The organism is Amycolatopsis sp. NPDC089917 (assembly GCF_040684635.1).
In the GTDB taxonomy this organism is placed as follows: domain Bacteria; phylum Actinomycetota; class Actinomycetes; order Mycobacteriales; family Pseudonocardiaceae; genus Amycolatopsis.
Map to the genome: position 1 here is coordinate 13690 of NZ_JBFBGL010000001.1, position 12122 is coordinate 25811.

General features: G+C 69.6%; 13 protein-coding genes. 8 read left to right on the forward strand and 5 right to left on the reverse strand.

Going from position 1 to position 12122, the window contains the following annotated elements; all coding sequences use genetic code 11:
* Positions 1-89: 89 nt before the first annotated feature.
* Complete coding sequence (locus tag AB0N89_RS00065) at positions 90-1697, reverse strand: ABC-F family ATP-binding cassette domain-containing protein (protein WP_364198433.1); 1608 nt, start codon at positions 1695-1697, stop codon at positions 90-92.
* A 150-nt stretch (positions 1698-1847) separates the two neighbouring features.
* A complete protein-coding gene (locus AB0N89_RS00070; protein WP_364198436.1) occupies positions 1848-2327 on the reverse strand; it encodes a MarR family transcriptional regulator in 480 nt (159 codons plus the stop codon).
* 153 nt (positions 2328-2480) lie between these two features.
* Between AB0N89_RS00070 and AB0N89_RS00075 the strand changes: the two genes are divergently transcribed.
* Genes AB0N89_RS00075 through AB0N89_RS00085 form a run of 3 tightly spaced genes read left to right on the forward strand, consistent with a single transcriptional unit; the run spans position 2481 to position 5134 of the window.
* Positions 2481-3059, forward strand: coding sequence for a helix-turn-helix domain-containing protein (locus AB0N89_RS00075; protein ID WP_364198439.1), 579 nt, complete (start codon positions 2481-2483; stop codon positions 3057-3059).
* Complete coding sequence (locus AB0N89_RS00080; RefSeq protein ID WP_364198441.1) at positions 3056-4294, forward strand: MFS transporter; 1239 nt, start codon at positions 3056-3058, stop codon at positions 4292-4294. Before AB0N89_RS00075 ends, AB0N89_RS00080 begins: the two co-directional genes overlap by 4 nt.
* 15 nt (positions 4295-4309) lie before the next feature.
* Positions 4310-5134 (forward strand): metallophosphoesterase, encoded by an 825-nt coding sequence (locus AB0N89_RS00085; protein ID WP_364198444.1) that lies wholly within the window; start codon positions 4310-4312, stop codon positions 5132-5134.
* A 105-nt stretch (positions 5135-5239) separates the two neighbouring features.
* Here the strand turns inward: AB0N89_RS00085 and AB0N89_RS00090 are convergent, their stop codons facing one another.
* Positions 5240-6139 (reverse strand): PAC2 family protein, encoded by a 900-nt coding sequence (locus tag AB0N89_RS00090; RefSeq protein ID WP_005150209.1) that lies wholly within the window; start codon positions 6137-6139, stop codon positions 5240-5242.
* A gap of 190 nt (positions 6140-6329) precedes the next feature.
* Here AB0N89_RS00090 and AB0N89_RS00095 point away from each other — a divergent pair, with 190 nt between their 5' ends.
* From AB0N89_RS00095 to hisG, 5 genes are all read left to right on the forward strand, one after another.
* Complete coding sequence (locus tag AB0N89_RS00095) at positions 6330-7010, forward strand: HAD family phosphatase (RefSeq protein ID WP_364198446.1); 681 nt, start codon at positions 6330-6332, stop codon at positions 7008-7010.
* 56 nt (positions 7011-7066) lie between these two features.
* The gene (locus AB0N89_RS00100) at positions 7067-8530 is read left to right on the forward strand and encodes an AlkA N-terminal domain-containing protein (protein WP_364198449.1); all 1464 of its coding nucleotides are present in this window, start codon (positions 7067-7069) and stop codon (positions 8528-8530) included.
* A gap of 15 nt (positions 8531-8545) precedes the next feature.
* Positions 8546-9037, forward strand: coding sequence for a methylated-DNA--[protein]-cysteine S-methyltransferase (locus tag AB0N89_RS00105; RefSeq protein ID WP_364198451.1), 492 nt, complete (start codon positions 8546-8548; stop codon positions 9035-9037).
* A gap of 72 nt (positions 9038-9109) precedes the next feature.
* Complete coding sequence (locus tag AB0N89_RS00110) at positions 9110-9373, forward strand: phosphoribosyl-ATP diphosphatase (RefSeq protein ID WP_020635144.1); 264 nt, start codon at positions 9110-9112, stop codon at positions 9371-9373.
* Positions 9374-9405: 32 nt separating this feature from the next.
* Positions 9406-10251, forward strand: coding sequence for an ATP phosphoribosyltransferase (hisG, locus tag AB0N89_RS00115; protein WP_364198454.1), 846 nt, complete (start codon positions 9406-9408; stop codon positions 10249-10251).
* Positions 10252-10323: 72 nt separating this feature from the next.
* Here the strand turns inward: hisG and AB0N89_RS00120 are convergent, their stop codons facing one another.
* Both AB0N89_RS00120 and AB0N89_RS00125 read right to left on the reverse strand, forming a co-directional pair.
* Positions 10324-11259 (reverse strand): ParA family protein, encoded by a 936-nt coding sequence (locus tag AB0N89_RS00120; protein ID WP_364198457.1) that lies wholly within the window; start codon positions 11257-11259, stop codon positions 10324-10326.
* A 67-nt stretch (positions 11260-11326) separates the two neighbouring features.
* Positions 11327-12112 (reverse strand): thioesterase family protein, encoded by a 786-nt coding sequence (locus tag AB0N89_RS00125; protein ID WP_364198460.1) that lies wholly within the window; start codon positions 12110-12112, stop codon positions 11327-11329.
* Between the last annotated feature and the right edge of the window lie 10 nt (positions 12113-12122).

Sequence of the window (12122 nt, forward strand, 5' to 3'; positions counted from 1 at the left end):
TCGTCTTCGTGGTGTGAATTGTGTGTTGTGGGGTCCCCTTCTGACAAAGTTCGTCCTATGGGGACCCCTCATGACACGCGTATAACGCCCTACACGGCGACGCGACCGGCTTCCAGCCTCAGGTGATCGCCCGGCCAGTCCCGCCGCAGCCACCGGTCATGCGAAGCGATGACGACGGCGCCGGGCGCGGAATCGAGCGCGGCGAACAACTCCTCGGCCAAGGTGAGCGAGATGTGGTTCGTCGGCTCGTCCAGCAGGAGCACCTCCGGCGGATCGGCGATCAGCAACGCCAGCGCGAGTCGCCGCCGCTGCCCGACCGACAGCGCGCCCACCCGGGTCCCGAGATCACGCGGGGCCAGCAGTCCCAGCCCGCGCAACGGGGGAGCGTCCTCGCCGAGGGTTTCGGCGTAGGTCCGCTGCGCGGTCTTGTCCGGTTCGGCGAACACGACATCCTGGGCCAGCATACCGATCCGCACGCCGCGTCCGGAAAGGACGGTTCCCGAATCGGGCTCCAGCGAGCCGGCGAGAACCGACAGCAGCGTCGACTTCCCGGCTCCGTTCCCGCCGGTGATGAGGAGCCTCGACGTCGTCGTGATGTCGAGGGTCGCCAGCCGCAGCCGCCCGGCGATCTCGATGTCCCGAACCGAGATCGCCGTCTTGCCTTCTCCGGGTTCACCGGTCAGATCGCCCTGGAACCGCAGGGGCGCGGGTGGTTTCCGCACTTGGTCGCGTTCCAGTTCGTCCAGCCGCAGCTGGGCGTTGCGGACCCGGCGTGAGATCTGCTTCTGCACCCTCCCGGTCTTGAAGTCGTAGAGCATCTTGGCGTTGTCGCGCTGCGGCCGGTTGTGCGCGACGTTGCGCGCGGTGACGGCCACCGATTCGCGCAGCTCTTTGAGTTCGTCCTGCTCTTCGGCGTAGCGCTGTTCCCAGCGCGCCCGTTCGGCCCGTTTCTGGTCCAGGTAGTCCGAATACGTGCCGCCGTAGCGGGTCGGGCCACCCAGCGCCGGGTCGAGGTCGACGATGTCGGTGCACACCGCGTCCAGGAACACGCGATCGTGTGACGACAGCACGAGGACACCGGTCAGCGACGCGAGATGCTGTTCCAGGAACTCCATCGCGGCGTCGTCGAGATGGTTCGTCGGCTCGTCCAGGACGAGCGTTCCCGGCCGCCGGATCAGCAGCGCGGCGAGGCCGAGCCGTGACCGCTGCCCGCCCGAGAGCGTGCCCAGTTCGCGCGCCGGGTCGATCCCGGCGAGCCCGAGACCCGCGCAGACGACCTCGGCCCGCCGGTCGGCGTCCCAGAGGTCGTGCGCCTGGGCCCATTCGAGCACGCTGCCGTACTCGTCGAGCACCGCCGCGTCGTCCGGCCGCTCCGCGAGCGCTTCGGTCAGCTCGTCGAGTCTCGCCGACGCTCGCCGTATCTCGGTGAGCGCGTCGTCGACGACGTCGGAGAACCGCGCCGTGAGCGGGAAAGGCAGTTCCTGCAAGAGGAATCCGAGATCGTCACCACGCAGTACCTCGCCGCCGTGGGGCTCTTCGACCCCGGCCAGCAACCTCAGCAGCGTGGACTTGCCGACGCCGTTCTCGCCGACCAGGCCGAGCCGCTGCCCGGCGGACGCCGTGAGGTCGACGCCGTCGAGCACGACGCGGGCGCCGTAGGAGTGGACGAGGTCTTTGGCGATCAGGGAAAGAGACATACGACATCACCGCGTCTTCTTCGGACATGAGGGATCCCCGCTGGGCGTCGTGACTTACGGGAGCCGTGCTCGACCGAAGCCGCCTCGGAACGGGGAAGGTGCGATGTCAGTTGTCCATGATGCGAGGAGTCTAACGCAACCTATGTAGCGTTAGTCAACCCCTTCTTTCCGGGATCCGGATCGCAGCCTGGTGGCCTCTTGTTCGGCGAAGGCGCGTCCGTCGGTCAGGACGCCGAGCAGTGCGGCGAGCTGGCGCCGGTCCAGCCGTGCGAGCCGGTCGCCGAAGAACCGGGCCACGGGGGAGTAGAGGTCGGCCACGTCTTCCAGCCGGTCGGGGAGCGGGCGGACCACGAGACGGCGGCGGTCGGCGGGATCCGGTGCGCGCTCGACCAGGCGCCGCTTCTCCATGCGGTCGAGCAGGCGGGTCACCGCGCCGGTGGTCATGCCGAGGGCGCGCGCCAGCTCTGTCGGCGAGGTCGCGGCCCCGCTGATGACCAGTTGGAGTCCGTGCAGCTCGGTGGGACTGATCCCGAGCTGCTCGGCCATGGCCGTCTGGAACAGGACGGTCGCGCTGACGAACCGGGGGATCTCCAGTGCGGCCGCGGTGGCGAGTTCTCGCTGGTCGGGCACGTGCCTTCCTTGGGCAGTAGTTGACATGTGCAGTTACTGCGTCATGCGGCAACTGTCCCGGCAAGGGTATCGAGTGCCGCTTGACATCCCGGCGGCCGCCTGTAAATCTGAAAGAGAACTTTTGAAAGAATTCTTTCAGATTGGATCGAGGCGATGGCCGGGTTGCCGCCGCGCAAGCGGATCGAAGACGTCGAGCTGATGCGGGCGCTGGCGCATCCGCTGCGCTCGGCGCTGGTGGACCACCTGATGGCGGTCGGCCCGCGCACCGCGAGCGAATGCGCGGCAGCGGTCGGCTCGACCGCCTCGAACTGCAGCTGGCACCTGCGCCAGCTGGCCCAGCACGGTCTCGTGGAACGGGCGGAGGGGGAGGACGGCCGAGAGCGGCCCTGGCGTGCCTGCCAGGTCGGCATCGAGCTCGGCGACGACCCGGAGCTGCACGGGACGCAGCTGGCGGTCGTCGGCACCACCCTGACTCGGGAGAAGGAGCTCGTCGAACGCTATTTCGACGCTGCCGACAGCCTCGACAAGGAATGGCGCGACGCGTCCGGGATCAACACCTATTCGCTGCGGGTGACCGCGGCCGAGCTGAAGGAGCTGGTCCACGCGATCGACGCGCTGGTCCGGCCTTACGTCGGCGCGATCCGCGACGACGCTCCCGCGGGAGCCCTGCCGGTCCACTTGGGACTCCGGGCGTTCCCGCGCATCGACGCCGAGGGGAAGCCGAGCACATGAGACCGTTGAGAGAACCCGCGTTCGCGCGGCTGTGGATCGCCGCGTTCTTCTCCGAGACCGCCGAGTGGATGCTGCAGATCGCGCTGCCGGTGTTCATCTTCCAGACCACCGGTTCCGCGGCCACCACGGCGCTGAGCATCGTCCTCGGCCTGCTGCCCGCGGTGTTGCTCAGCCCGGTCGCCGGCGTCGTGGCGGACCGCTGGAACCGGCGGCTGGTGCTGTGCGTGGTGTGCGCGGGGCAGGCGTTCGTGGCGCTGCCGCTGCTGTTCGTCGGCTCCGGCGGCCCGGCGTACGTGATCTACGGGGTGATGGCCGCGCAGGCGGGCCTGGCCTCGTTGTTCGAGCCCGCCCGCAACGCCCTGGTGCCGGAGCTGGTGGCCCCGGACGAGCTGATCGGCGCCAACGGCCTGATGAGCATCAACGGGAGCGTCGCGCGCCTCGTCGGCGGCTGGGCCGGCGGTCTCCTGCTCGGTTTCGGTGGCCTGGGCTGGGTCGTGGTGGCGTATCTCGGTGTGCTGGCGGTCGGCTCGATCCTGCTGTCGCGCCCGTTCCGGCGGGCCGCCGCGCCGATCGCGGCAGGGCCGCACGAGCCGGTGCTGCGAGCCTGGATCGACGGGCTTCGCGAGATCGGCCGCGAACGGCGTCTTCGTCTCGCCGGTGTCGTCGTGGTGCTGACGTCCCTGGCGCAGGGCATGTTCCTCGTGCTGTTCGTGGTCTTCGTGCTCGACATCCTCAAGGGCACCGAGGGCGACGTCGGCCTCCTGCGCGGTGTGCAGGCGCTCGGGGGACTGGTCGCGGGATTCGCCGTCGCCACCGTCGCCCGCAAGGTCGCGCCCACCGCTCTGCTCGGCTGGGGCGGGCTCGCGCTCGGCCTGCTGTCGGCGGTAATCTGGAACCTGCCCGCCCTGACCGCGTCGCTGGGTGTCTTCATCGGACTGTTCGGCTTGGTCGGCGCCCCCGGGGTCCTCGCCGGGTCCGGTTTGCTCTCACTGGTCCAGACGACCGCGTCGCCGGAACGGTCCGGACGTGTCCTGAGCACCGTGTTCGCCGGGACCGCCGGATTCACCGCGCTGGGCGCGCTGCTGGCAGGAGGCCTGATGGGAGTGCTCGGCAGCGGAGTCCTGCTGAACGTCCAAGCAGGTCTGCACACCCTCTCGGCGCTGATCGTCCTGGGCGTGTCGGCGTCGGGCCGGTTACGCCGCGATGCGGTTTTGGCGGTTCGCCGGTCCGAGTGAAGCTACGGTGGTGGAGTGCCGCATCTCTTCGCCACCAGCGACCTCCACGTCACCCATGAGGGCAACGCCCCGCTCGTCGACGAGGTCGTCCCCCGGACCCCCGACGACTGGCTGCTCGTGGCCGGTGACGTCGCCGAACGCGCCGAATCCGTGATCGGGGTGCTCAAGACCTTGCGGGAACGCTTCGCGAAGGTCGTCTGGGTGCCCGGCAACCACGAGCTGTGGACCACCCAGAAGGACGAGTGTCAGCTCCGGGGCCAGGCGCGTTACGAGCATCTGGTCGAGCGGTGCCAGGAGATCGACGTCCTCACCCCGGAGGATCCGTACCCGGTGTGGGAACACCAGGAGAAGCCGCTCACGATCGCGCCGCTGTTCGTGCTGTACGACTACAGCTGGCGGACCCCCGCGGCCGAGGGGCTGCCGATGCTCGCCGCCATCGACCAGGCGCGCGAAGCGGGCGTGCTGTGCACGGACGAGTTCTTCCTGCACCCCGACCCGTACCCCAGCAGGCAGGCCTGGTGCGCCGACCGGGTGAAGATCAGCACGGAGCGGCTGGAGGCGATCCCCGAGGACCACGGGACGATCCTGATGTCGCACTGGCCGCTGCACCGGCACCCGACCGCGCCGCTGTATTTCCCGGAGTTCGCGCTGTGGTGCGGGACGACCGAGACCGAGGACTGGCACCAGCGGTTCCGGGCGGAGGTGGCCGTCTACGGGCACCTGCACATCCCGCGCTCCACCGAGGCGGACGGGGTGCGCTTCGAAGAGGTCTCGCTGGGCTATCCGCGTGAGTGGCGGAAGCGGGCGCGGGGGCCGATCCCGCTGCGCCGCATCTTCTGACCCGTCGCTTCCGGGCCGCGTTGACCTGGATGTCATGAAAGGGTCGTTCCTGACGTTTTTCGCCAGGAACGACCCTTTCATGACATCTGCGGGAGGAGAGCGCGGTCAGCCCCGCCCGGGACCGTCCTGGCCCGGACGACGGCGCCGCAGGTATCGCTCGAACTCGGCCGCGATCTTGTCCCCGCTCACGTCGTCCAGCGTGAACTCGGTTTCCGCGTCACCGCGCTCCTCGAGTCCCCGGACGTACTCGCTGATCTCCTCGTCCTCTTCGGCCATCTCGGTGACCGTCCGCTGCCACTCCTCGGCCTGCTCGGGCAGGGCGCCGAGCGGGATTTCGACGTCGAGGACGTCTTCGAGCTTGTGCAGCAGCGCCAGCGTCGCCTTGGGCGACGGCGGATGCGAGACGTAGTGCGGCACGGCCGCCCAGATCGAGACGGCCGGGACACCCGCCTGCACGCAGTAGTCCTGCAGGACCCCGACGATGCCGGTCGGCCCCTGGTAGTTGTTCAGCTCCAGGCCGAACTGCGAAGCGGTGTCCTTGTCGTACGCCGTTCCGGTGACCGGGACGGGCCGGGTGTGCGCGGTGTCGGCCAGCAGTGCGCCGAGGGTGACGACGGTGGCCACGTCCAGTTGCTGGATGTGCTCCAGCAGCTCGGCGCAGAAGGCGCGCCAGCGCATGTTCGGCTCGGGTCCCTGGACCAGCACGATGTCCCGGCTGAGACCCTCGGGACGGCACACCGAGAGCCGCGTGGTCGGCCAGTCGACCCTTCGGGTGACGCCGTCGACCATGCGCACGGTCGGTCTGCTCACCTGGAAGTCGTAGTACTCGTCCGGGCTCAGCTCGCTCAGCGGAGTCGCATCCCAGTTGAGCTGAAGATGCTCGACCGCCCGGCTGGCCGCGTCACCTGCGTCGTTCCATCCTTCGAAGGCGACGATCATGATCGGCTTGGTGTCATCCGGGTGGTCGCGGCCGGGCCGCTGGGTCTCGTCGACGGGCTCACTCACCGGACCAGCCTACGACCAGGCGGGTATTCACCGTTGAGCATGTCCGATCGCCTTCGCTCAGGGCGAACTACCCAGATCTTCGGTAACGCGACATTCCAGGCGCAATGCCACGGCGCCGACGTGATCGCGCCTCGGCTACCGTGGGGTACGGAACGTCGATTCGTGCAGGACCCGATCGTGAGGGGGAGCCGTGACCGAACCGTCCACACTGGACGGACTCGCCGCCGTGCTGTGGGATATGGACGGCACGCTGGTCGACTCGGAGAAGCTGTGGGACGTCGCCCTCTACGAGGCCGTCGAAACCCTCGGCGGCACGCTGACCGAAGAGCAGCGCCTGAGTCTCGTCGGGTCCAATATGGACGACACGGCCGCGTTCCTGCTGGAAGTGTGCGGCAAGCCCGTCACCCCGGAGTCGATCACGGAGATGGGGGAGTGGATCCGCGAGCGGACGGCCAACCTCTTCGACGGCCCCCTCCCGTGGCGTCCCGGCGCGCAGGAGCTGCTCGAACTGTTGCGCGCCAACGGGGTCCCGATGGCGCTGGTCACCTCCACCGAACGGTCGCTGACCGAGCTCGCGCTCAACACCATCGGCCGCGAGTACTTCGCCGCCACCGTCTGCGGTGACGAGGTCGATGGTCTGAACAAGCCCGAGGCCAGGCCGTATGAGCTGGCGACGGAGTTGCTGGGAGTCCCGGCTTCCCGGTGCGTCGCGATCGAGGATTCCCCGCCGGGCGCGGCTTCCGCCGTCGCGGCGGGCTGCACCGTCGTGGTGATCCCGAACGACGTCGACGTCGAACCGGGAGAGCGGCGCGTGTTCCGTTCGTCGCTGGTCGGTCTCGACGTGCCCACACTGACCGCGCTCCTGCCCTGACAGCCATGTCGCGTTTCCGCTAGACCGCACCCCGTGCGGTCGGTGATGCTTGCCGGGTGCATGAGGATTTCGAGCGTTGCGTGCGAGCGGTCCAGGCGAAGGACGCCCGGTTCGACGGCTGGTTCTTCACCGCCGTCCTGACGACGCGGATCTACTGCCGGGCGAGCTGTCCCGTCGTCCCGCCCAAACCGGAGAACATGTCGTTCTACCCGAGCGCGGCGGCCGCACAGGAGGCCGGCTTCCGCGCCTGCAAGCGGTGCCGACCGGACGCGAGCCCCGGTTCGCCGCAGTGGAACGAGCGCGCGGACGTCGTGGCCAGGGCGATGCGGCTGATCGCCGACGGCGTCGTCGACACCGACGGCGTGAGCGGGCTGGCCGCCCGGCTGGGCTACAGCGTCCGGCAGGTCGAGCGGCACGTGCGCGCCGAACTCGGCGCGGGCCCGCTCAGCCTCGCCAGGGCGCAGCGCGCGCAGACGGCGCGGTTGCTGATCGAGACGACCGGCCTGTCGATGATCGACGTCGCCCTCGCCGCGGGGTTCGGCAGCGTCCGGACCTTCAACGACACCGTCCGCGAGGTGTTCGCGCTGTCCCCGACCGAACTGCGGGCCCGCGTCCGCACCGCGCCGGCGACCGCGCCCGGGACGCTGAACCTGCGCCTGCCGTATCGCGAACCGCTGTTCCCGGACAACCTCTTCGGGCATCTGGTCGCGACCGGCGTCCCCGGCGTCGAGGAATGGCACGACGGCGCGTACCGGCGGACGTTGAGGTTGCCGCACGGCCCGGCCGTCGTCGCGCTCAAACCCGAAGACGGCTACATCGGTTGCCGGCTCACCCTGTCGGACCTGCGGGACCTCTCGACCGCGATCAGCCGCTGCCGCCGTCTGCTCGACCTCGACGCCGACCCGGTCGCGGTCGACGACGCCCTGGCGGCGGACAAGCTGCTCGGGCCACTCGTGGCCGCCGCACCGGGCAGGCGGGTGCCGAGGACGGTCGACGGCGACGAGTTCGCCGTCCGCGCCGTCCTGGGCCAGCAGGTCTCGACCGCCGCCGCCCGGACCCACGCCGCCCGGCTGGTCCTCGCGCACGGAGAGCCCGTCGACGATCCCGAGGGCGGGCTCACCCACGTCTTCCCGGACGCCGCCGCGCTCGCGGAGATCGACCCGGAGAGCCTCGCGATGCCGCAAAGCCGCAAGCGGACCCTGCTCGGCCTCGTCGCCGAACTGAACAACGGCGAACTCGACCTCGGCGCGGGAAGCGACTGGCAGCGCGCCCGGGAACAGTTGAACGCGCTGCCCGGCTTCGGGCCGTGGACGGTCGAGAGCATCGCGATGCGCTCGCTCGGCGACCCGGACGCTTTCCTGCCGACCGACCTCGGAGTCAAGGTCGCCGCGAAGGGGCTCGGGCTCACCCCTGCAGAGTTCTCCGCGCACGCCGAACGCTGGCGTCCGTGGCGCGCCTACGCCGTCCAGCATCTCTGGGCGACCGGGGATCACCCGATCAACCGGCTGCCCGCCGCCTGAGTTCCGAGGAGCGCCATGCGCACGCACACCGTCATCGACAGCCCGTACGACCGGCTGACCCTGGTCGCCGACGGCGAGAGCCTCTGCGGTCTGTACATGGTCCGGCAGCGCCACCGTCCGGACGAGGAGACTTTCGGCCACCCGGATCCGGGCGCGCCGCTCTTCGTGGAGACCGAGAAGCAGCTCAAGGAGTACTTCGCGGGTCAGCGGAAGGACTTCGAACTTCCGCTGAGCTTCGGCGGCACCGACTTCCAGCGGATGGTCTGGGAAGGCCTGCTCGGCATCCCGTATGGCGAGACGGTCTCCTACGGCGAACTCGCCGACCGCCTCGGCAGGCCCACCGCGTCGCGCGCCGTCGGGCTCGCGAACGGGAAGAACCCGATCGGCATCATCGTGCCGTGCCATCGCGTGATCGGCTCCAACGGCGATCTGACCGGTTACGGCGGTGGTGTCGAACGGAAGCGGCACCTGCTCGACTTCGAGCGGGGCGGCGCGGCGCTGTTCTGAGGTGTGACGCGAGCGGCAACACACCGGCCCGGGGCAGCGCGACCCGAGCGCGGATGGAAGGATCTCCAGACTGTGAAGACCTTCGATGAGCTGTTCGCCGAGCTTGCCGAGCGCGCCCGTACGCGCCCCGACGGTTCCGGCACCGTCGCCGCGCTGGACGCGGGAGTGCACGCACAGGGCAAGAAGGTGCTCGAAGAGGCGGGCGAGGTGTGGATCGCCGCCGAGCACGAATCCGACGACAGGCTCGCGGAGGAGATTTCACAGCTGCTGTACCGGTTGCAGGTGCTCATGATCGGCCGTGGCCTGTCGAAAGAGGATGTGTACCGGTACCTGTGACGCGTCCGCGTCCGGAGAACCAAGGAGAAGCAATGCTGCGTGTCGCCGTGCCGAACAAGGGAGCCCTCGCCGCCGCCGCGTCGGAGATGCTCGGAGAGGCCGGCTACCGCAAGCGACATGAGGCCCGCGATCTGACCGTCCTGGACACGGTCAACGAGGTCGAGTTCTTCTTCTTGCGCCCCAAGGACATCGCGATCTACGTCGGATCCGGCGAGCTGGACCTCGGCATCACCGGCCGCGACCTCGCGCTCGACTCCGGCGCCCCGGTGGAGGAGATCCTCGGCCTCGGCTTCGGCGGGTCCACCTTCCGGTACGCCGCGCCTTCGGGCCGGGACTGGAAGGTCGAGGACCTGCAGGGCAAGCGCCTCGCGACGTCGTACCCGAGGCTCGTGCGGGAGAACCTGAAGCAGCACGGGGTGGAGGCGGAGGTCATCCGCCTCGACGGCGCGGTCGAGATCTCGATCCAGCTCGGTGTGGCCGACGCTATCGCCGACGTCGTCGAGTCCGGGCGTTCGCTGCGCCAGCACAACCTCGTGGCCTTCGGGGACCCGATCTGCGTGTCCGAGGCCGTGCTGCTCCAGCGCGCCGGGACCGAGCACACCCGGCCCAAGGACCAGCTGCAGGCACGGCTGCAGGGCGTCGTGTTCGCCCAGCACTACATGATGCTGGACTACGACTGCCCGCGTTCGCTGCTCGACGCGGCCATCGCCATCACGCCGGGTCTCGAATCCCCGACCGTCGCTCCGCTGGCGGACGCGGACTGGGTGGCCGTGCGGGCGATGGTGCCGCGCAAGGAGGTCAACCGGATCATGGACGAGCTCGCCGAGACCGGCGCCAAGGCCGTCCTGGCCTCGGACATCCGGGCCTGCCGCCTCTGACACTGCTCCAGAACGCCATGAATGGTCCGTTCCTTGCAGATTTTGCAAGGAACGGACCATTCATGGCATGCGCTACCGGGGCCGGTTCGGCTTCTTGGGCATGAGGTCGTAGAGCCGCTTCCGGGCGCCGTTGTCGTTGGCGCTGCGGGTCACCGAGACCTCGGTGATGAAGTCCTCGAAGACGAACTCCTCGTCCGCGGGCACGATCGCCGCGGCCGGGTGGTTCGTCGCGTACCCGTCCAGCGTTTCCGCGATCTCCCGGAACGACAGCGCCTGCAGTGTTTCCGGTGCGTACGTGGTCACCGGGACACCGTGCGCGGCCGCCTCGTTCATCACCACACCCAGCGGGATGTGCGAGAGCATCGGGATCCCGAAGGTGTACAGCTCCTGCAACGCGGCCGCCGCGTAATGCGAGACCGGCCGGCGGTACAGCCCCGGAACCAGGCCGTAGTAAGCGATCGGCGGACGGCCGACGGTCTGTTCGACGTACCGCACCTGGTCCGAAAGCAGGCGCAGCGCCCGGATGCTGGTCCGGTCCGGCTGCACCGGCACCAGGATCCCGTGCGAAGCGGCCAGCGCGTTGTTGGTCAGCACGTCGAGCGCGGGCGGGCAGTCGATGATGATGTGGTCGTAGTTGGCGAACTGGATGACCCTGGCGAGCTGCCAGCCGGGGACGCGGAACTGGTCCAGCCGCCGGATGAGGTCGAACATTCCCGGCGACGTCGGGATGACGTCGAACGCGCCACCCCGCCCGAGGTTGCTGCGCGGATGCCGCACCGCGAGTTCCTCGATCGAGCCCTTCCACACCTTGGTCAGGGCTTTTGCCAGGCTGGGCATATCGGGCGCGACTTCGTCGAGCCCGAGAAGTTCGGTCGTCGCGTGGCCCTGTGGGTCGAGGTCGATCAGCAGCACCCGGCGACCGCGTTCGGCCAAAGCGGCCGCCGCGCCCACGCTGAGTGAGGTCTTGCCGACCCCGCCTTTCTGGTTGACCACCGAGGTGATCTGCATGCCGAAGCGCTCCCTGCGTCTGTTGTTCCGGGAAGGCTATTGGAAACACGCCGAGAAAGCGCGTCTATCAGCCCGCCTGTCGCGGTCGCACCAGGAGAGCCTGTGCTCCGGAGGCGATCGGGCCGGAGACGTCGTGCAGGGTCGTGGTCGCCGTTCCAATGCCGTTCGGGCCGACCAGGGTGGCCGCGTCGACGCCGATCCAGTCGCCCAGCGGCGGGCGGCGGAGGTGCACGGTCAGCTCGGAGTTGATGAACCACCACTCGCGCGGGTCGAGGAAATTCGAAATCCCGTTGCCCGAGTCCGCCAGGACGAACAGCCGCTGCAGCGCGCTCGGCTTCTCCCCGTCCACGAGTGCGACACGCTGACGACCCCAGACCGTCGCCGGCCCGGGCTCGTCCAGCGCGCCCTCGACACGCCGCCACTCGACGGCGTCGAGGTAGCCGCCGTGCCAGCCTTCCGGCCAGTTCGACGTCGGGAGGTCGTCCGGCGGCGGCAGCGCGGGGCCTTCCGCCGTGGCCACGGCGGTGGTGTCCGAGGTCGCGATGCGCCACGCCGAGGCACGGCCGACCACTCGCTCCCCGTGGGAGAGCTCCGCTTCCAGCCACTCCACCGACCGTCCCGGTCGTTCCACCCAGGCCCGTACCGAAAGCTCCTTCAGCGGGGCGGGCCCGAGGATCTCGATCGTCACCCGCGCCAGCTGGCTGACGTGCGGTGCCTCGACGTCCTCCAGCGCGCGGACCAGCAACGCCGACGGCGGCCCGAAGTGCTGCGCGTCCGGGGTCCACGGGCCGGCGGTGTGCCGGGTCGGGAGGAAGAGCCCCTCGCCGGTCGGTACATAGAAGGCATCCGTCACGAAAGGCACC

Coding starts and splice junctions, on each gene's coding strand:
- AB0N89_RS00065 (WP_364198433.1), bottom strand. CDS start 1,697: ATGTCTCTTTCCCTGATCGCCAAAGACCTCGTCCACTCCTACGGCGCC.
- AB0N89_RS00075 (WP_364198439.1), top strand. CDS start 2,481: ATGGCCGGGTTGCCGCCGCGCAAGCGGATCGAAGACGTCGAGCTGATG.
- AB0N89_RS00080 (WP_364198441.1), top strand. CDS start 3,056: ATGAGACCGTTGAGAGAACCCGCGTTCGCGCGGCTGTGGATCGCCGCG.
- AB0N89_RS00105 (WP_364198451.1), top strand. CDS start 8,546: ATGCGCACGCACACCGTCATCGACAGCCCGTACGACCGGCTGACCCTG.
- hisG (WP_364198454.1), top strand. CDS start 9,406: ATGCTGCGTGTCGCCGTGCCGAACAAGGGAGCCCTCGCCGCCGCCGCG.
- AB0N89_RS00120 (WP_364198457.1), bottom strand. CDS start 11,259: ATGCAGATCACCTCGGTGGTCAACCAGAAAGGCGGGGTCGGCAAGACC.